At 38.0% G+C, this 18,840-nt stretch carries 25 protein-coding genes; 17 read left to right on the top strand and 8 right to left on the bottom strand.

Translation table 11 applies throughout. From position 1 onward, the window contains the following. Window positions 1–307: 307 nt before the first annotated feature. From FJR06_RS08050 to FJR06_RS08030, 5 genes are all read left to right on the top strand, one after another. Window positions 308–565, top strand: coding sequence for a hypothetical protein (locus tag FJR06_RS08050; protein WP_148764544.1), 258 nt, complete (start codon window positions 308–310; stop codon window positions 563–565). Next, window positions 562–969 (top strand): type II toxin-antitoxin system VapC family toxin, encoded by a 408-nt coding sequence (locus FJR06_RS08045; RefSeq protein ID WP_053541463.1) that lies wholly within the window; start codon window positions 562–564, stop codon window positions 967–969. The genes FJR06_RS08050 and FJR06_RS08045 overlap by 4 nt, the downstream gene beginning before the upstream one ends. Window positions 970–1,103: 134 nt before the next feature. Then, window positions 1,104–1,424: a nucleotidyltransferase family protein gene (locus tag FJR06_RS08040; RefSeq protein WP_053539817.1), complete on the top strand. Its 321-nt coding sequence runs from the start codon at window positions 1,104–1,106 to the stop codon at window positions 1,422–1,424. Then, window positions 1,421–1,828 carry a HEPN domain-containing protein gene (locus tag FJR06_RS08035; RefSeq protein WP_053541462.1) on the top strand — a complete coding sequence of 136 codons (408 nt, stop codon included), beginning with the start codon at window positions 1,421–1,423 and terminating at the stop codon, window positions 1,826–1,828. Before FJR06_RS08040 ends, FJR06_RS08035 begins: the two co-directional genes overlap by 4 nt. A 395-nt stretch (window positions 1,829–2,223) precedes the next feature. Beyond that, on the top strand, window positions 2,224–2,736 hold the full coding sequence (locus tag FJR06_RS08030) for a thermonuclease family protein (protein WP_148279159.1): 513 nt from the start codon (window positions 2,224–2,226) through the stop codon (window positions 2,734–2,736). Here the strand turns inward: FJR06_RS08030 and FJR06_RS08025 are convergent, their stop codons facing one another. Together FJR06_RS08025 and ade are read right to left on the bottom strand one after the other, a co-directional pair. After that, on the bottom strand, window positions 2,737–3,564 hold the full coding sequence (locus FJR06_RS08025; protein ID WP_053541460.1) for a hypothetical protein: 828 nt from the start codon (window positions 3,562–3,564) through the stop codon (window positions 2,737–2,739). 141 nt (window positions 3,565–3,705) lie between these two features. Continuing rightward, the gene (gene ade / locus FJR06_RS08020; RefSeq protein ID WP_168651201.1) at window positions 3,706–5,334 is read right to left on the bottom strand and encodes an adenine deaminase; all 1,629 of its coding nucleotides are present in this window, start codon (window positions 5,332–5,334) and stop codon (window positions 3,706–3,708) included. Between the two features lie 294 nt (window positions 5,335–5,628). On the opposite strand from ade, the gene FJR06_RS08015 reads away from it, so the two are divergent. The 3 genes from FJR06_RS08015 to FJR06_RS08005 are packed head-to-tail and all read left to right on the top strand — an operon-like array spanning window position 5,629 to window position 7,823. Further along, complete coding sequence (locus tag FJR06_RS08015; protein WP_081424406.1) at window positions 5,629–6,378, top strand: ParA family protein; 750 nt, start codon at window positions 5,629–5,631, stop codon at window positions 6,376–6,378. After that, window positions 6,378–7,289 carry a ParB/RepB/Spo0J family partition protein gene (locus FJR06_RS08010; protein ID WP_053541458.1) on the top strand — a complete coding sequence of 304 codons (912 nt, stop codon included), beginning with the start codon at window positions 6,378–6,380 and terminating at the stop codon, window positions 7,287–7,289. The genes FJR06_RS08015 and FJR06_RS08010 overlap by 1 nt, the downstream gene beginning before the upstream one ends. A 33-nt stretch (window positions 7,290–7,322) precedes the next feature. Next, a complete protein-coding gene (locus tag FJR06_RS08005; RefSeq protein WP_168651200.1) occupies window positions 7,323–7,823 on the top strand; it encodes a hypothetical protein in 501 nt (166 codons plus the stop codon). 255 nt (window positions 7,824–8,078) lie between these two features. On the opposite strand, the gene FJR06_RS08000 is transcribed toward FJR06_RS08005, so the two are convergent. From FJR06_RS08000 to FJR06_RS07985, 4 genes are all read right to left on the bottom strand, one after another. Next, window positions 8,079–8,456, bottom strand: coding sequence for a hypothetical protein (locus tag FJR06_RS08000; RefSeq protein ID WP_053541456.1), 378 nt, complete (start codon window positions 8,454–8,456; stop codon window positions 8,079–8,081). Further along, window positions 8,449–8,637, bottom strand: a complete 189-nt coding sequence (locus FJR06_RS07995) for a hypothetical protein (RefSeq protein WP_053541455.1) — start codon at window positions 8,635–8,637, stop codon at window positions 8,449–8,451. The genes FJR06_RS08000 and FJR06_RS07995 overlap by 8 nt, the downstream gene beginning before the upstream one ends. A 32-nt stretch (window positions 8,638–8,669) precedes the next feature. Then, a complete protein-coding gene (locus FJR06_RS07990) occupies window positions 8,670–8,834 on the bottom strand; it encodes a hypothetical protein (RefSeq protein WP_371723627.1) in 165 nt (54 codons plus the stop codon). A gap of 535 nt (window positions 8,835–9,369) precedes the next feature. Continuing rightward, window positions 9,370–9,711: a hypothetical protein gene (locus FJR06_RS07985; RefSeq protein ID WP_168651199.1), complete on the bottom strand. Its 342-nt coding sequence runs from the start codon at window positions 9,709–9,711 to the stop codon at window positions 9,370–9,372. A 375-nt stretch (window positions 9,712–10,086) separates the two neighbouring features. Here FJR06_RS07985 and FJR06_RS07980 point away from each other — a divergent pair, with 375 nt between their 5' ends. Together FJR06_RS07980 and FJR06_RS07975 are read left to right on the top strand one after the other, a co-directional pair. Next, window positions 10,087–13,071: a DUF5906 domain-containing protein gene (locus FJR06_RS07980; RefSeq protein WP_168651198.1), complete on the top strand. Its 2,985-nt coding sequence runs from the start codon at window positions 10,087–10,089 to the stop codon at window positions 13,069–13,071. A 2-nt stretch (window positions 13,072–13,073) separates the two neighbouring features. Next, entirely contained in the window at window positions 13,074–14,129 is a 1,056-nt protein-coding gene (locus tag FJR06_RS07975) for a DNA methylase (protein WP_168651197.1), read from the top strand. Window positions 14,130–14,321: 192 nt separating this feature from the next. Here FJR06_RS07975 and FJR06_RS07970 read toward each other — a convergent pair whose 3' ends face one another. Beyond that, window positions 14,322–14,594 (bottom strand): hypothetical protein, encoded by a 273-nt coding sequence (locus FJR06_RS07970; RefSeq protein ID WP_168651196.1) that lies wholly within the window; start codon window positions 14,592–14,594, stop codon window positions 14,322–14,324. Window positions 14,595–14,786: 192 nt separating this feature from the next. Between FJR06_RS07970 and FJR06_RS07965 the strand changes: the two genes are divergently transcribed. After that, on the top strand, window positions 14,787–15,047 hold the full coding sequence (locus tag FJR06_RS07965; RefSeq protein ID WP_168651195.1) for a hypothetical protein: 261 nt from the start codon (window positions 14,787–14,789) through the stop codon (window positions 15,045–15,047). 58 nt (window positions 15,048–15,105) lie between these two features. Then, on the top strand, window positions 15,106–15,447 hold the full coding sequence (locus FJR06_RS07960; RefSeq protein ID WP_168651194.1) for a hypothetical protein: 342 nt from the start codon (window positions 15,106–15,108) through the stop codon (window positions 15,445–15,447). A gap of 498 nt (window positions 15,448–15,945) precedes the next feature. Here FJR06_RS07960 and FJR06_RS07955 read toward each other — a convergent pair whose 3' ends face one another. Continuing rightward, on the bottom strand, window positions 15,946–16,650 hold the full coding sequence (locus tag FJR06_RS07955; RefSeq protein ID WP_168651193.1) for a hypothetical protein: 705 nt from the start codon (window positions 16,648–16,650) through the stop codon (window positions 15,946–15,948). 177 nt (window positions 16,651–16,827) lie between these two features. On the opposite strand from FJR06_RS07955, the gene FJR06_RS07950 reads away from it, so the two are divergent. From FJR06_RS07950 to FJR06_RS07930, 5 genes are all read left to right on the top strand, one after another. Next, window positions 16,828–17,100 carry a hypothetical protein gene (locus FJR06_RS07950; RefSeq protein WP_168651192.1) on the top strand — a complete coding sequence of 91 codons (273 nt, stop codon included), beginning with the start codon at window positions 16,828–16,830 and terminating at the stop codon, window positions 17,098–17,100. An 8-nt stretch (window positions 17,101–17,108) separates the two neighbouring features. Continuing rightward, entirely contained in the window at window positions 17,109–17,330 is a 222-nt protein-coding gene (locus tag FJR06_RS07945; RefSeq protein ID WP_015081664.1) for a hypothetical protein, read from the top strand. 37 nt (window positions 17,331–17,367) lie between these two features. Beyond that, on the top strand, window positions 17,368–17,688 hold the full coding sequence (locus FJR06_RS07940; protein WP_168651191.1) for a hypothetical protein: 321 nt from the start codon (window positions 17,368–17,370) through the stop codon (window positions 17,686–17,688). Between the two features lie 21 nt (window positions 17,689–17,709). Continuing rightward, window positions 17,710–17,877 (top strand): site-specific recombinase like protein, encoded by a 168-nt coding sequence (locus FJR06_RS07935; RefSeq protein ID WP_174783439.1) that lies wholly within the window; start codon window positions 17,710–17,712, stop codon window positions 17,875–17,877. Window positions 17,878–17,961: 84 nt separating this feature from the next. Then, the coding region (locus tag FJR06_RS07930; protein ID WP_168651190.1) for an IS4-like element ISAsp3 family transposase at window positions 17,962–18,840 on the top strand (879 nt) is incomplete at its 3' end.

Raw genomic sequence — 18,840 nt, 5'->3', positions numbered from 1 at the left:
CTTGATAAATCCAAACCAGTAGAGACTTTCACTGTTAATGGTAATTCCCCTGTTGATGATGAATTCATTCCAGAAGGTGATATCTATGGCAATTAAATAATAAATAGGCTGGGTTTATCCCGGCTTTTTCCATTTAACTATAATGATTGTATCAATTACTACGTTATTAAAGATGGTTGCTGGTCATTGGAGGAGAGCTTTGAGGACAGAATGAGTGCAATGATATTAGGTGAGTGCGAGAGATGCAATTATTGGATGAGGAGATTAAAATATAGTTAGCTAATGTTGGTTTTACTTTATAGGTTTTATGACTCCAGTTATTTTGCAAAAGCTTAATCCTATCGTTCTTGAAAAACTCAAATATCTTGCTCAAAGTCATCAACGGACTTTAGAAGAAGAAATCACATCTATTCTTGAAGATGTCACGGAAAATACACCTATAATTACGCCTGAAAATAGGGGCTGGTTTCCTGGTTTTTTTGAGGAAGTTATTGGTGGATGGGAAGGAGAACCACTGGTTAGGGAGCATCAAGCAGAAGCGCAGGAGAGAGATTTTTTGTTATGACATATTTACTTGATACTAATGTTTGCATCAAGTTGCTTAATAATAGCAATCAGTTAGTTGTTCAAAAATTGTCAGAACAAAGCCCTGAGAATATTAATTTGTCTACAGTAGTTGCATTTGAACTTTTTTATGGAGCTTTTTGTAGCCAAAAAATAGAGAGTAATATCAAGAAATCAGAGCGTTTTCTGAGTCAGTTTAGAATTCTTAGTTTTGATAAAGATGCAGCAAAAGTTTGTGCTTATATTCGTTCTGATTTGAAGAAAAAGGGAACACCAATAGGAGTTTATGATTTACAAATTGCTGCAATCGCTATTGCTAATAATTTAGTTTTGGTGACTCATAATGTGGGAGAGTTTAGCCGAATAGAAGAGTTACAATATGAGGATTGGGAGATGGAGTTATGAAATTATAGGGATTTGTTCAAGATTTAGAACTTAAATTAAATCCCGGTTCTAAACAAACAGGAATTGCTTTATTATTTAAATAGAAAGATTAAGGAACATTTAGCAAAGATTGGTTTTTCTTTAGAGGAATAGAAATGATACAGGATAGTGATCGAAAAATTGTTTCAGAGTTTCGCTCTCGACTAGAAGCGATAATTCCCATTTTGGATTTACGGGTATTTGGTTCAAGAGCGCGGGGTGATGCTACAGAAGAATCAGATTTAGATGTGTTTATTAAAATTACTGAATTAGATAGATCATGCCGAGAAAAAATTAGTGATTTGGCGTGGGAAGTAGGTTTTAAATATGATCTAGTTATTTCCACCTTTGTCGTCACAGAAGCACAGGTAGAAAGGGGAGCTATGGGGGCTAGTCCCTTACTGTCTAAGGTGTTACAAGAGGGTATTGCTATATGATAAATCAGCAACTAAAGTTATTAATTGAGTACCGTTTATCTGAAAGTGAAGAAACTTTAAGAGAAGCAAAGATTTTACTCAATCAATCAGCTTTTCGTGGTACTATCAATCGCTCTTATTATGCAATGTTTTATGCGGCACTGGGTCTTTTAGCAACTAAAGGTTTAGGCAGTTCTAAACATAGTGGAATAGTTAGTTTTTTTGATCGTGAGTTTGTGAAGACAGGAATTTTTTCTAAGGAGTTATCGCGGAGTTTTCATCGGGCATTTGATGAACGACAAGCAAGTGATTATGGAGAAATGTTAGAACCAGATATGGAGTCAGCAATGGCTTTATTTGAGAGAGCGCAGAATTTTGTGGATGAAATTACACAGTATTTAAAGTCTTGGATGGAGGTTAACTAACCTTCTGGTACTAAGATTTCTGTAGATAACTGTGGTAATAGTTTGGCTTGTTGATTTTTAAACAACATAATTAGAGGTGAGGAATTAATAGTCAGTAACTGAGGGCTAAAGCCACTGAGCTTGTAAGAATAATCAAGCAAGCTATACTGACCAGACCACCCTGAGCGACTTGCCCTGAGCGGTGTCGAAGGGTAGCCGTTATTTGAGTCAAGACACCACATAATTGTACCTTGAGTTCTTGATGATTATTAATAGTTAAAATTAAATTATTGTCCACATCTGTTACCGTATAAATTGCGCTATTTGATGGAATTTCCTGACAAGATACAATACTCAATAACCCAAATAAACTTAGTCCCCAAATAATTTTATTTATGTTATAATGTTAGAAAAAGATGATGATTGTACCAAATCAAAGAATCAAACCCACCCTGAAATTTATTGCTGATGGGGATACCCTCAAACTCAATTATGAAGGACAAGATTTTCATGGTCGTGCCAGGTGGATTGATGCCCCAGAAATGCAGAAACCCGGACAATATAGTGATAACCCCCAAATATTAAAACATTGGGAATGGGCAATAAAATCTAAAGAGTTTCTTGGAAGTTTAATCACTAGAAAACCCTTGATAATTATTCCCTACGAACTTGATCAATATAATCGGTGGTTATGTGATTGGTATGTTGGCACAGTTTCAGCATCAACTAATATTCAATTACAAATGTGTTTGGCGGGAATGTGTGCTTATTATTTACCATTTCAATATTACAGTTTTCCGACGACAAGAGAATTAAGTTTGTACACAGGAATCATTAAAAACTGTGCAAAAGCTTATAAATTAAAGTCTGGGTTTTGGAAAGAGGATAAATTCATGTTACCCCACGAAATCAAAAGCTTAAAACTATAATTACTGTTTTCTTTCAATGGGTATGAAGTGTTCTAAGTTCAATAATCTCACACCCAAATCTATAACAAAGATTCCTGTCATTTGGAGGATAATAAACACTATTAGCCAAGATTTTAACCCACCAGGGATGCTAGTAATAATCCCCACAATTTTAGATAAATCATTGATTTTATTTCTGCTTTCTGCAAGTTGTTCCCAGTTCTCATCATCGTTTTGTTGATAAACTTCTAATGCTTTGACTCTGCTCATCAATGAAGAATCTTCCCATAAAAGCATTTTTTCGACTTGTTGCAGTTTGGCAGAATTTTCCCTAACTTGAACTTCTAATCTAATTAATGTTTCAATTGATTGTCGGTCAACAATGGGATTTTCAGTTAAAGATTTAACAAGAAATTCTAACTCATCAGTAGAATGTCTTCCCGCCCCTGACTTAATAGCTTCAGGAATAGCCCTGAGTAATATTCCATTTCTCTCATTAGATGCTTTAAGTTTTTCCTCTAGGTGTTTTCTTTCAGTAATATCAACAGCTTGATTGACAATAAAAAACTCGTGTCGTTTAGACGAAACAGCTAAACAAGTACCTTCAAAATAATACTCCCAAGTTATTTCAGTTCCCACTGGGGAGTCAAGTAATTGCTGCATTTGCACACTTTGCTTTTTGCAACTTCCACCCGCCAGCATTCCCTTGATATTCTCTTTCTCTAGGTTAAACAAAGCAGATAGTTTGTTATTAACCGTAAGATACGTCAGATTTAAGTCAACAATTGAAATAAACCCCGGCATGGCTTCTATAAATTCAATTTGATATGCCTCTTGTTCTGGATTCATAATTTTAATTTAAAAACTTAATTTCTATTTTATTCCTAATATTTTAAATTGGCATAAATTTGGGCATAAATTTGATTTTGAATATGTTATTAAAACCAGCGATTATACCCTATGAAAATATTGATTTTTGCAAGTTAAAATCTAATCAATCCACAACGACACAAACCGGAATTCTTTACCACTAAATAACCCCCGGTCACTGAGTTTTAAGTCTGGGATCACCAGCAATGCCATAAATGAAAGTGTCATGAATGGTGCAGTCAGTTTTGACCCTAATTGTTTTGCCCAATTATCAAGTTCTGCATACTGTTTTGCTACCTCATAACCATCGCTATCACTCATCAACCCAGCCACAGGTAAAGGTAATACATGAACTACATTGTCTTCTGCTACTGCAATACCACCTTGATGTGAGATTACCGCATTTACCGCTGCACAGATTTCCGTGTTGCTTGTCCCCACTGCCACAATATTATGGGAATCATGCGCCACACTCGATGCGATCGCCCCCCGTTTCAATCCAAAATTCTGCACTAATGCCACCGTCGGCTGTGTGTCTTGATACCGATTAACAACCGTAATTTTCAGGATATCTTGCTCTAAGTCAGCTATAACCTCACCGTTTTCAATATGTGCTGGTACACACTTTTCCCCTGTGATTAATTGTCCATCGGTAACGGTGATCACTCTGACTGTTGAACCCCTAGCGGGAATTGCAAAGTCCCCCGGTGTTTTTGGAGTAGTGATAAATTTATTGATAGGTTTGACAGGAACTGATGGTAATAAAGTTGACCCGGTTTTTGCTGTTAAAACACCTTGACAATAAGTAGCCAACACCGTGAAATCTTGTAAATTATCAACAACAATCAAATCTGCACTGTCCCCAACTTGTAGTAATCCCACATCCAAATTGTAATGTTTGACAGGGTTCACACAGGCAATTTGCAGGACATTCATCACATCGTGACCTAATGCCACAGCCCGTTTTACCAGTAGATTTATATGACCATTAACTAAATCATCAGGGTGTTTATCATCACTACAAAACATACATTGTTCAGGGTAAGAATCAATCAAACTGTGTAGGGCATCAAAGTTTTTAGCTGCTGAACCCTCCCTAATCTGTATCTTCATTCCCAATGTTAATTTCTCTACAGCTTCGTTCAGTGTGGAACATTCATGGTCTGTAGTGATTTTAGCATCCATGTATTTACGTAATCCTGTCCCAGATAACCCCGGTGCGTGACCATCAATGGGTAGTCCCAAACCTTGCGCTAGGTGAATTTTGTCCATCATTTCTGGACTATCTGCCAAAACCCCCGGTACATTCATCACCTCACTCAGATAGGAAATACCATGTTTAAACAGTTGACGGAAATCGTTTACCGTCAGTTTTGCCCCGGCGGTTTCCAACTCGGTGGCGGGGACACAAGCAGGAAAACCAAAGGCTATTTTCAAGGGAGTCTGGGCGGCATTGTCTACCATAAATTCCACACCTGCCAAACCCAATACATTGGCGATTTCGTGAGGGTCAGAGACAGTTGCCACTGTACCATGCACCGTTGCTAATCTAGCAAATTCAGTGGGTACAAGCATCGAGCTTTCGATATGAACATGAGCATCAATAAAACCAGGAAGAATGTACTGTGAGTATTGCCCCTGGTCCCGAACTATGGTTTGAATCCGTCCATCTGTGATGTGAATAGTACCGGGAAAAATGGTGCGGTGGAGAACATCAACAATGTTGCCAGAGAGTGTTAAGTTATTCATAATTTTATCCTTAAACAATAACTAAAGGTAGAGTTTTTATGACAAAAAAATGCAATAATAAAGTCAGGATTTTGTTAATAAATTACCCCTGATTTTCCCTGACTCTCAAATATAGTCCTTTCAAGGTGACTAACGGAAATACGTCATTTCATTACTATCATCTTGAATCTTCCGCTCATATTTTGGGTTTTTTGAAGGTTGAAACAACCAATCTTCGTTCAAAATTTCACCACCTTGAAAGGGCTACTCTCAAGTATTACCATAAACTGTAGAACCAAGAATTTAAAGAAAATTGTGACTAAAATTATTGCTATTTTCAATCAAGCTGGTGGAGTGATGAAAACCAGTCTGACGATGAACCTGGGATACCATCTGGCACAAAAGCATAAAGTTTTACTGGTAGATACTGACCCCCAGGCATCCCTGACAACTTTTATGGGACTTGAACCCCATGAACTTGAAGAAATCGTTGCTGACTCACTACTCACACCAGAGACTAAATTACCAATTCACCACAATTTACACGGTATGGATTTAGCCCCGGCTAATATTACCCTCAGTGCGGTAGAATTACAACTCTCTGCGGTTATGGCCAGGGAACTACGACTCAAACAAGCTTTAGAACCCATTTTAAATAACTACGATTTCATTTTGATTGATTGTCCTCCCTCTTTAGGTATCCTCAGTATTCTCGGACTCTGTGCTGCTACTCATGTTTTAGTGCCAGTTCAGACTCATTACAAAGCATTCAAGGGAACGGAGTTATTATTGGATAGCATCAAACAGGTGAAGAAACATATCAATCCGAAATTAGCGATCGCCGGATTTGTGCCAACCTTGTACGTAAACGCCAACCAAGACAAAGTGATTTTGGAGGCTTTGGAACAGCAGTTATCACCACTAGCTAAAGTTTATCCGAAGATACCCCGTGCCACAGCTTTTGCGGATGCAGTGATGAATAGTCAACCCTTAGCTGTATATGACCCCAAACATCCAGCGATCGCAGTTCTGAAAAAGATAGCATTGGGGATGGAGAAACTGTAATGGTCAAGAAACCTTTAGAACTCCCAAAAATGCGTGGTGTGGAAGATTTGTTGAGTATGGATGTGGAATCAGAATCACCAACTGCCACCGTTAATATTGATAAAATTCGTTTACCTGCTCAACAACCCCGACGGTATTTTGACCCGGAAAAACTCAGTCAATTGGTGCAGTCAGTTAAAGAACACGGGATTTTACAACCTTTATTAGTGCGTGCTGTTAATGGTGAATATGAGTTAGTCGCTGGTGAACGCCGACTCCGGGCGGCCAAAGAAGCGGGGTTAACGGAAGTACCGATTATCACCAAAGAATTATCTGACCATCAAACCCTGCAAATCGCTTTACTGGAAAACCTGCAACGGGAAGATTTAAACCCCATTGAAGAAACCGAGGGGATTTTAGAACTACTCTGTATGGAACTTGATGTAAATTCAGGTGAAGTTGTATCAATTCTTAACCAAGCAGCCAACGCCAAAAAACGGGGATTAGACCTGACGGAAAACGTTTCCCGTCAACTGGAAATTATTGAATCAGTGTTGTCGGGTGTTGGTAGATTCAGTGCTGAAAGTTTTCGGACCAGTCGTTTACCATTATTGAATTTACCCGATGATGTATTGGAAATATTGCGGCAGGGGAAAATAGAATACACCAAAGCTAGGGCGATCGCTAAACTCAAAGATGACGGTGAACGTAGGGAACTACTGGATAAAGTTATTAATGAAAATCTATCTTTAAGTGAGATTAAGCAGTTAGTAAAGGAATTAACCCCAGGGAAAATCACAGCCAAAGAAACATTGAATGCTAAATATTCCGAGATTGGTAAACGGTTGAAGAATGCTCAGGTGTGGGAAGATGTGAAAAAAACCAAAAAGCTAGAGAAATTGTTGAGTGATTTAGAACAATTGTTGGAATAGAAACCCAGAAATAATCAAAACAGGAGATGCACTATGGCGAGAAAGTCTCAGGATTTTAAAGATTTGATGAAACAAAAACAGAGTTCCCAAGATAAGCAGAAAAACCTGGAAGCACTGAGAAAGAAGATGGTAGAGGGGGGATTTGGGGAATTGGCTGCAAATATACCGATAGAACCCAAGGGCGCTCCAAAAATGTCAGAAATTCTCCAACAGTTCGTTGCTCCGTATTTAGATAATGTAAGCACATTGAGAAGGCGTAAATCATTATTCAGTTTGGCTGCAATAGCATGGAACACTGCGTTGGCGACTGAATCAGAAAAACAACCAATACTTGAGGCTTTCTTAGAAAAACATTTGCCCACAGAAGATGCAGAAACTCAGCATCAGGTTAGACAAATGATTGATGAACTAATTACTAGGAAACATCAGCATTTCTCTGATAATAAGTATTTTATTCTGGACTTCCAAATTACAGAAACAGGACAAAGATATGATATTTCTGTGGCTTCAACTTTGTTGGAAAATCCTGAATAATTGCCAGGGTTAAACCTCCTGTATTCTATATACTATTTGGTATTTTTGTTCCATTCTCGCGTTTCACGTCATTGCCGAATTGCCAAAATATAGAGAATTAATAAGTTGTAAATTCCTCTATTGCCTCTATCATTGGCAATAGAGGAAAAATTTATTTTCATCACCACCGATAAAAATAAATAATGTTGTTTTCCCGGCGGCGGGAAAATCTAGCGAGAGTAGAAGGTGCGATAGCGAAGCGCTCCGCAGGAATCACTAAACTTGCTGTAGTTCCTGTACAAACTGAAGTCTTGACAATGGTTCTAATGGAGTAATCACGGGGGAGTAGTGACAGTAACAGATAACTACTAACTCAAACCCACCAGCAGGTAAATTGGGGATATATTCTTCAACCCTTGTTACTTCCCAATCCCCTACCCTGCTATGGGTACTTGCACCTGGAAATTGAGGGTCAATAAATTTTTCAACTGTGTGAAAATCTCTCAATCTGTACCCAGGCTGGGGAATTGTTTTTTTAGAACTGTCATAGTGTTCTGCAAGAATATCTGTACAAGCACCTGTGTGAGCTAATAGCATTTGCTCCCACTGTTGGGCGCTTGCGTCCTCAGCTTTGAAAATAATGTACTTACTCATCTTTGTTACCCTCTTGATAATTAGGAAACTGAGTATCACCCTCAAAAACACAGTCGAATTTAAGGACTTTAGATTTTGTCGTTTCTACTCGCAGTAGATTCCATCCATACTTATCTGCTATTTCACGGCATTTTTTAGGGTGGGTTACTGCGTGTTTTGAGATGTTTTCATCATTGGTCATTGGCGATGCCTTCGGCGAGCGGAGCTATCGCTCTAACTTGCCTTTTGTTTTTGCTGTTGTCTGTTAGAGATTGCGTCCTTGAGGACGGTTTCTACAAGATTGCTAACGCTCCTGTTTTCTTCCTCAGCCCAATCTTCTAACTGTGTTTTTAGTTCCGGTGGTAAATAAATGCTCACTTTAGGTTTTTTAGTAGCCACAATCATTCTGCTATAACCAGCGTCCTCTAACGTTAGTTATAACCTTTTGCGGTGACTTGCTCCTATAATGTTGACATTTGCCGTTACTTATAGTTACTATACCACTATAGCCAAGTTGATGTAAACCTCTTGCATTCCTTCAAATCCTTGTAATGTCTGAATAAAATATATGCTTATATTTACAATACTATTGCCAAAATAAGAGCCTTGATAATTTTTGGCAAAAACGGCAAAAATAATCATATATAAGCGTTTCGATGAAAAGGTAGTTTAGAATCTAAAACCCTTATCCTACCGTCAATACATTTAAAAAATCCTTGTCGGAAACCTTTAAGGAATTTTTAGGGGTGATTGTTTTTGCCAAGCAAGAGCGAGGAACGGGAGTTCATGGTTAAAGCATTATCATCTCACCCTCGTAATTTGACTAAGGTATTGAATAATTGACGGTTTAATACACTACACTCACTAAGAACCTATCATTAAAACTTATAGTATTCATTTATCAAATAGTATATAACCTATTGGTAGCATTTATTCACGCAACTACTCGTTCTTTAACCCGATTTTTGACGTTCAAAGAATGAGCGATCGCTTCCAATACCCTAGCTTTTTCTTCTGGAGGCGAGCTTGCTACAATTGCCGCTAAGTCAAAGCTCACCATTCCTAATTTAGCCATAGTTGCTGCTCGAATGTGTTCAGGCAGTGCATGAACTAGCTTAAAGAAGTCCCCAGACCTTATATCTTCCCTTTCTCTACTTAGCAACCGTGAAATCATACTATTGTTCACACCAGCAGCACGAGAAAGTTTAGCATTTGTCGTTCCTTCACTAATTGCCTGTTCTATAGCTTGAATTAATATTTCTTTAGGTTCTATCATTGTTAAGTAGTAGGAGTATAGTGTATATTATTGTTATATAGCAGAAAGTAATTTTTCGACAATGGGGGGAACTTAAATTCACTTGTAAAGAAATACCTTAACCATAAACAGTGGCTAAGGCAAAATTGAAAAAAAATTTAATTCATTAACTTACATTATGACTCATAAACCAGGATTGTGCTACTGTCTCCAGTACGAATTGAGAGATTTTTTATGCTTTTTTAGCAGGTTTTTCCTAACCTCCAATAGTTTACTGCTATTTCCTGCAAGGATTTACAAACAAGTTCCAGACTCTGGTGATAGCTTGCGTGGCGTAGCCATACTCACAAAGATATTTCTAGCACAATTAATTTTCGCGGCTAAGGAGGTGCAGTCATGAAACTCACACCAAAGCCCATTCAGGATTATAAAGACAGCATCATCACCGCAACGGGTCAAAATCAGGTACTCACCAACACTGAAACCAACGTTTATCAAACTCTTGAGACATTTGACATTAGGAATTTTCTAGACAATCTGACACCAGCTAAGGAAAAAAATAAATACATTTGTCCAGTGTGTGAAGGGCATAACCTCAGCATTGACATTAATACAGGTGAATATCAGTGCTGGAATGGGTGCGAATGCAGAAATATTCGGGAAGCAATCAAACCCTGGTCTGAAGTGTTAGAGGAACGCAAGCACAGTAAATACACTTCACACCCCAAAGTTACCCCTATCCGACGTAAAGCGAAAAACCTACAACCAGCCCCAATCTCCACAGATAACATCAGCATAGGCATTTTGCCTAACCCAGTAACAGCACTGGAAACAATAATGGTGGGGGAAAACCTGATTACTAAATACCCCTATTCTTCTACCCAGTGGGTAAACCGAACTGATAAACCAAATGAGGATAAAATAACCATTCCCTACCACATCAACAATAAAGGTGAGACAGTCAAAGGCAAAGGCAAGAGTAGTGATGACTGGCAACCATACCGATTTGATGAAATATGCCAATACGGTGCAGGTAAATGGGTGTTAGGAGTTGAGGGTGAGAAATGTACCGACATTGCACGGTTCGTTTATCAACTACTAACATTCACTTTTCAAGGTGGTAGTTGGGGTGAAAAGGTTTTATTTCAGTATTTTCAATCTCTCAAGGATGCTGGGGTAGCTGGGATAATTTATTGGCCAGATCATGATGATACCGGATACAGCAAAGCTAAAAAATGCGGTGAAGCTGCTGCTAAAGTCGGATTACCATTTGTAGTAATTGATCCTCTAACCATCTTCCCAGAATGTCCAGAAAAGGGCGATATAGCTGATTTTGCAAATATAGTAGCCATGAATGGAGATGAATTAGCCAGCCTACTACAAAACCAAATCAGGGAAGCAGCACAACAACAAACGGAACAAGCGCAAGAAGAATTTGATGATATTCCCCCTGGTAAAGAAAGAAAAAAATTAGGATTTTCGCAATTGGCATTAGAAGCACTCTACATGGATACCCCTTGGATTTGCGCTGGTGATAAGCTTTATAAATGGGTAGGCAATCATTACCAGCTAGTACCGGAATGTATAGAGAGAAGGCGGATAGCCGATTTTTGCGACAGCTATGTAGTTTGGAAACGTGAGGAAAATAACACACTGGTTGCAACCTATCCTTATGCCAAACCCTCCAGAATTGATGAAGCAATAAAATGGGCAAAATCAAAGCTTTCCGTGAAGTTAGATAGTCTCAACCCATCTGGATTAAACTGTCTCAACGGTATTCTGCAAATTACGTGGGATGGTAATAAACCATCATGGCAGTTAGTCGCCCATCACCCCAGCTACTATTACACATATGCTCCACTGATTGAATATAATCCTAATGCAGATCCCGGAGATTGCGATCGCTTACTTAATGTATTGGATGCACCTCAACGGGAAATTTTCTTAAAAGTCATAGCTGCCAGCTTAGACTTACCCAATGTCAGACGTTTGAAGGGTAGATTAATTCGGGCTTTACTCCTCAAAGGTACAGGTAGCAATGGTAAAGATGCTCTCAGAGAAGCGATCGCCACAATTTATGGTAAACAAGGTATAACATCAGCTACCCTTACTGACTTTGCTCAATATGATGCTGGGCGCAAATTCCCACTGCGTAAATTAATCTATTCGCGGATAAACTGGGCATCGGAAAATACCAATAGCACAAAGCTAGATAAGATCCAGAGCCTCAAAGCATTTGTTACTGGTAATCCACTTGATTCTGAGGGCAAAGGCAAAGATGATGAGGAGTTCACACCCAATGCAATCTGTTTATTCAATATCAACGATGTCCCAAATATACAAGGTAGTCTTGAGGCCATACTATCTCGTAATGCAGTCATAGATTTTAATAAGACATTCAAGATAGGTGCAGATCCAAGCAAGGGGGAATTAGAAGCAGATCCACGTTTTGCTTATGACCCCATGTTTTTACGGCTGATGGTATGCCCTGCTTTGTTGAATCGCCTACTTGATGCCCTTAAAGATTTGATGATTAACGGTATAGATTACAGTTGCACCCAACAAACACTAGAAGATATCCAAGTAGAAAACTCTCACCTATTCCAGTTTATCCAGGATACAGAATTAAATTATGACCCTAATGACTATCTATCAGCCTCAGATATTTGGACCAGGTTAGAGCAGTGGTATTTAGATAACGGAACTCTTACCTATGAAGAAACTAAAAATGGGAAGCAAAAAGCTATTTGGCAAGAGCAGGTAAAAGCATCAGATAAGAATGTGAAGGCTGTAAATCAGGTGATAGCAAGGTTTAAACAACTGTTCCCCAAAGCCAAATTAGTAACTGTACCTCATCCATCTGGTAAACGTAATATGCAAGTGTTACAAGGTGTAAGTTTTGGTTCTATTGTCAATAAGCAAAACTACATAGCAATAAATGAAAATTCCAAACCAGATACACAGCAGTTGCCACACCAAGAAAGCCTTGTAAATCAAGACTTCCACACCAATCACACCAGTTTTAATAATTTTGTGGAAACAGAAAATCAAGAAAATGATTTAACTTTTTCCCAACAATGTGAAACAGAATTTAATGAAGAAAAGAAAAAAGAAGAGAAATTGGTGTGCGATCAACATAAGTCTTGTACAGCAAGTATTTCTGGTGTGCAAAGTGGTGTGATAGGTGATGTGGCAGATGATCTTATTGCTAGGGAAAATTCCTTATTGAGAATAGAAACAGAAAATATAAGCACTGATGATTCTCATACTATTGCTGAAGTTCCGATTCCAAAGCTCCAATCAGAAACCACATCAACAAAAATAATCAGTGCAGACTCACAACTAGAAAGCAGCATCAACAGTGATTCAGGGAGTTACTGACAATGGTTAACACTCAATTAACTACGCCTTGGGATTATTGTCAGTCCTGGGAAGACGGTTCATGCTCTTACGACGGCCACACAATTACTTGGAAACACCAAACCATAATTGTTACTAACTACATTAAGCAAAAGTATCTAAGTCCAGATTGGTATTTTAAAAAACTTACTGAACACTGGGAACTGATAGGGTTTATAGCTTTGTTTTTGAGTGATGGAACAACAGCTTCCACACAAGAACTCAGTCAAGCCCTGAAGCTGAATTTGTCAGTTGTCGATAATGCAGTGGAATTGGGGTTTTCAATTGGGTGGTTTGAAGTCAACGAAAAAGTCAGTTTGATTTTCTTAGAGGAAAAATGCGACAACTCGATTTATGTTCAGGAGTCGGAGCAGGTTTTGGAATTGCCGGACTCCGTGCAGGTTGGGAACTTGTGGGAATCTGCGAGAACGATAACTACTGTACAGACATCCTCAGTAAACGATTCCCCGGTTATCCTGAGCGAGTGGTACGATATCCCGCCGAGTTGGCTAGACCCCTTGGAGTCCCGTCCGGCAACGGCACTATTAGAAAACAAAGATAGACAGCAGGAAATCTTCTTGATCCCAGAGTTGCCGCCATCGGAGTTAACAGAGTTCAATACCTTGCAACTATCGCCGGGGTCAATAACTACTGAGAAATTCTTAGAGAAAAACTTAGATACTGAGGAATTAAATCAAGAAACTTCACTTACTGAGAAATTCTTAGAGGAAAGTTCAAGTACGGATAAATCTAATGCCTGTGGTTGTTTATATCAGTATATAGAAAATAAGAAATTAAAGAATGGAACAATAGTTAGTTATCCCCGTGTTGAAGGTGAACGAGATAAGCATAATTATCTACATTGGCGTTGGGGGTATAGTTGGGAGGAAAAGATTGATGGCCAGTGGAAAAACCGTTCTCTGGGAGTTTCCACGAAAATAGTTACCCAAGTTGCCAACATGATATACAACGGTAATTCTGTACAAAATATCAGGGAGTTTATAGCACTCAGTAAAAACTACAGGAAATCTGATAAATAATCATTTTCCTCTAAGAATTTTTATCCGCTAATTCCACAGCGGGAACTTAGTAAATTTAGTAACTGGGATTCATTGACTTTGTGATGCGTGTGAAAGAATGTATATTAAAACAAAAAATAAGTTTGGATAAAAGTAAGATATCCAAACAGAAAATATCAGGGGGTGGGATTTTAAAATCCTTGCCCCAAAAACTCATTGACTTTTATTGTTAGTATCACGAATTTTAACTATGATAGCTTCTAACAAGTTTGCTGTTTCATCTTTACTGTTCAGATTAAATTGATAAACAGTATTAGCATGGACTTGAGAATTTCCCATTGTTACAGAGCAACTATTATCGTCTTTGATAGGAAATAATTTCTTTACCAACTTAGCTTTTTCATCTATCGTCAAATGTTCAGTAGCAATTTCCAAAAACTCTAACTTTTCTTCAGCGCTTAACTTATCGTAATGATCTCTGTCCATTGGGATTCCCTGGTAATAACTGCTATAATTATCCTATATTTTATTTAAAATATCAATAAATTTAAAAGTAGTTATGTAAAGGAGTGGATTTAATTGATAGAGATTATTTATATAGAGATTATTTATGGTCGTGCTACACCATAACAAATAGAGCAAATTCTACAGGAATTAAAGTTTTATAGAGGTTTTGGGATGACTAACTTAATTACTTTACAAACAATATTTATTAAAGATGATGTTTCTATCAGGTTAAATAAGTTAGACAATCACTTAAAACAAATTCAGTGTTTATTACTGGATTATAATAATAATGATGTTGTCAAAAGTTTAATTAGAGAAACTATGTATTTTATTGAATGGATAGCCCCTGATATAGAATTTAACTATGCTTTTGAGTTAGCTAATTCAGAAGTTTGGAATAACATAGAAGCACGAAATCAAATTATTGATTAACTTGGTACTTGGAATGACCGGGTTTTACAAATATCACAATTACTTACTCTATAATATTATGAATCAACCACCTTTACCTCAGCCACAATTAGAACCCAGTGGCATTACTTTTGACCAATATGAGGAATTTACCCCAGCAAAACTAGAACTGAGTAATGGATATCTGGGTTACGGTGGACAAGATAATTTAGGGTTTCATTTATCTGTGCTTACGAATATGGGGTTATTAGCAGCAGTACAAAATACCAATTTATCACTGTGGATAAAAGCTCTGGACTGTGTGTTTAGAGAAAAACTAGCAAAAGTTAATGCTGAACCAGAAGTAGCAGAAGCAATGTTAAATAGATTTAATCAGGCAATGTTAGATTTGGAAGCAGTGATAGAATATTTGGCGGAATAACGTACCTTTGGGATTTTCCTCTAAGAAAATTTTGGAACAAAGGAAATGTAGGAGCAACTTTTCCAACATTCTTAGAGAAAACCCAAAAGTAATTATGTAGAGTAAATGTAATCACTGAAGGATTTTCTTAGAGGAAACCGCAAAACTCTAATATTGTGGGAATTAAAACGAAACCAATATAACCTTCTGGGGCGATATTATCATTCTTAAACTTTTTATCTAAGAATTTATTGGTATTTATGTATGGGTAGCTTTAACTACAAATATAAATTGATGATACGGATAATAAAAAGTTTCCTCTAAGAATCGCCGGGGGTACTGAGAAATTCTTAGAGGAAATGCCAAAGTAATTATTGTGTTAGTGTAATTACTGAAAACTAAGCCGCCACAGTATCCTTATCTGGGGGTGAACTTTTCCTCTAAGAATTTCTTAGTTAGTATGTACTATAAAAGTTTCCTGTAAGAATTACGAGGCAGTCACCACAACTGCCCCAATATCTAGTTAGAACCATGAAGTCTGCGGACATCCCAAGGTAAAGACCGTCTGCTTTGTCTCAGTATGGATTGATAACCTTCGGGAGAAAGCCAAGAACCGTCTTCAATCTGTACATAATCTGGTGGCACTTCTTCCTGTGGTGTGGATGCTGGCAGAGTCCAGGGACGTTTAGGTTTGACACCAGGGACTAATTGCAACTGCTCTTGAATCTCACTGAGTTGTTGGGTGATGGGAGTCAGGGATTTTTCGAGGGCTGCGGTGATCATGGCAGATAATTCTTCTTTGCTGATTATTCCCTGAGAGCTTGGATTAATTGGGGAGTATCCAGTTTGCGACCAGATAAATACTCTTAACCCAGCTTTAGCAATTATCCGATAATTTTCAATTGCTATTTGTTTACCTTTATACTTTCTTGCCTCCAGTGCGTAATATTCCAGGACTGCATGACAAACTTCGTCAATAATGAAAACTCTGCCGGAAGGGTCATTCGTGATGAGTCTCCAATCACTACCAACAAAAGGTTTTAGGCATTCTACAAGTTCATTCGTGATAGGGTCAGAATCCCTAAGACGGTTTAAGAACTGGGTAACAGTCTGCTGTTCTACCCCACAAAACTGAGCTAAAGCTGTTACACTCATTCCACTGACTCCATCGCTAAAACGGGTGCAGTAACTTTGGTCTTCGTTGGTTTTCTCTATCTGTGCCATAATCAAATTAACCTTTTCTTACTGGGTTTATAAGGCGATCGCTCTCCCGCCAAGAAGTTGCGATCGCCTTTGTCATAACTATTATAATTAATTTCATGTGTTTTGTACAGATAAAAAACTAATTATCATGTAATATAAAAAATAGCTGATGTATTTTGCTTTAATAAGGGCGTAAATATGACAATAGCTACTGTGGGAAGACCAAGAAGAAACCGACCAACTGACCGTGTTAATTACAAACTTGATAGGGACATCAGGGGTATTTTGTCACGGATAGCCGACCGTCAAGGTAGAACCGAGGGCGCACAGGTAGAGCAAATGATTTTGTTTTATGAAGCCTGTCAGCGTCTTAATCATGAAGGGGAATCCATCACAATGGATGCCATTAACGCCAAAATTAACCAAATATGGGATGAATTAATAGCTAATGAAGAATCCAACAGGAGCTAAGTATTTTTATGACCAAGTATGTTGACCTTTCTAGTTATTGGACGGAAGACAAAAACATATCTATTCAAAAAGCTAAGGAAATGACTGGTTTAGATAAGAGAACCCTGTCATCTGCCAAAAAAGGACAATTGGATCGTGGACATTTTGAAACTTTGTTTAAACTCAGAGATTTAGCTTCTGAACTTGCGGGTAAACCCCTAACCCTAGAGGAGATTTTTAGTAAAGAATGATGTAATATATTTAATTTATTTTCTGGAGCATAAAATCATGGAATTTACTGGAACTTGGCATATTTATGAAATGTCGAATTGGGATGATGAATATTTTAATATGGAAGTACAGGCTTATATCGAAATTGATGCACAAGGAAATGGTGAGTTTCAATTTGGATTGGTTACTGGATATATTGATGGTGATATTATTAAAGACGGCAATGCTAACAAATTAGAATTTACTTGGGAAGGCAATGATGAAAATGATGAGGCTTCTGGTAGTGGTTGGTTGAAATTGGAAGACGAAAATGAACTGGAAGGAAAAATCAAATTTCATCATGGTGATAGTTCCACATTGTTAGCAAAACGTGCTTAATTATCTAAATCACAAGACATTATGAGTGACTTTGACAGAGAAGTAGCCAAAATCCAAAAGTATAATCAACCGATTCTGGAGGGTTTTTACACATGGTTACAACAAGCTGGTCTTTCCCGTAAGACAATAAAACAGCATCTTGGTAATATTCACTTCTTTGCTGACTATCTTTTTTACTCAATACTGTAGCCAAAAAAAGAGGATGAAGAGAGAGGGCTGATGTAGTAGAGTTATAGTCTTCCAAAACAAAAACTCGAAAACCACATACAGCCCATGTTTGATATCCTAACACTCCTGCAATGCCTGCTACCAGAAATAAAAGTGACGACTATGCGGCAATTGAGTCAGATCATCATGGCCATGTTAGCAATGAGCGGACGAGTAACGATGTTGGGAATTTCGCGTTGGACGCTTAGTGGTGGTAGTTATCGGACGGTAATCAGATTCTTTCGGACAGTCATACCGTGGGCAACGGTGTTCTGGGTGTTTTTTCGGCGGCATTTGTTTTGCCCAAATGATGTTTATTTGTTGGCAGGAGATGAAGTAGTAATAAGCAAAGCCGGGAAAAAAACCTATGGATTAGATAGGTTCTTCTCAAGTCTAACAAGCAAACCAATATCGGGGCTATCTTTCTTTACCTTATCATTAGTAAGTGTTCAACAAAGACACTCATTTCCGATTCAGATAGAACAGGTAATCAAGAGCGATGTAGAAAAAAGTATTGTCTCACCAATTCCAGAAGTAAAACCTCAAGAAAAACCTGGACGGGGACGACCAAAAGGGAGTAAGAACAAAAATAAACAGGAGGTGATTTTTACATCTGAACTACTAAGAATTCAGAAAATGATTAATGAGCTATTTAAGTTAATAGCTAACTTTATCCCCCTCACTTACTTGGTTGTAGATGGTCACTTTGGGAACAATAATGCTTTGCAAATGGCTAGACAGGTAAAGTTACACATAATTTCCAAATTACGCCACGATTCGGCGTTATACATACCTTACCAACATCCTGACCCTAATCATCGTTCTCGTCGTAAATACGGAGATAAGCTGGACTGGCGTAATATTGCTGGGGAATATTTACGTCAAAGCAGTATTGACGAAGATATCAAAACTGATATTTATCAAATGACTCTACTGCACAAAGAA

Source organism: Dolichospermum sp. UHCC 0352, assembly GCF_009711925.1.
Lineage (GTDB): Bacteria > Cyanobacteriota > Cyanobacteriia > Cyanobacteriales > Nostocaceae > Dolichospermum > Dolichospermum lemmermannii.
Note: the sequence above shows the minus strand (reverse complement) of the source record. Positions and strands in the feature narration are given on the sequence as shown.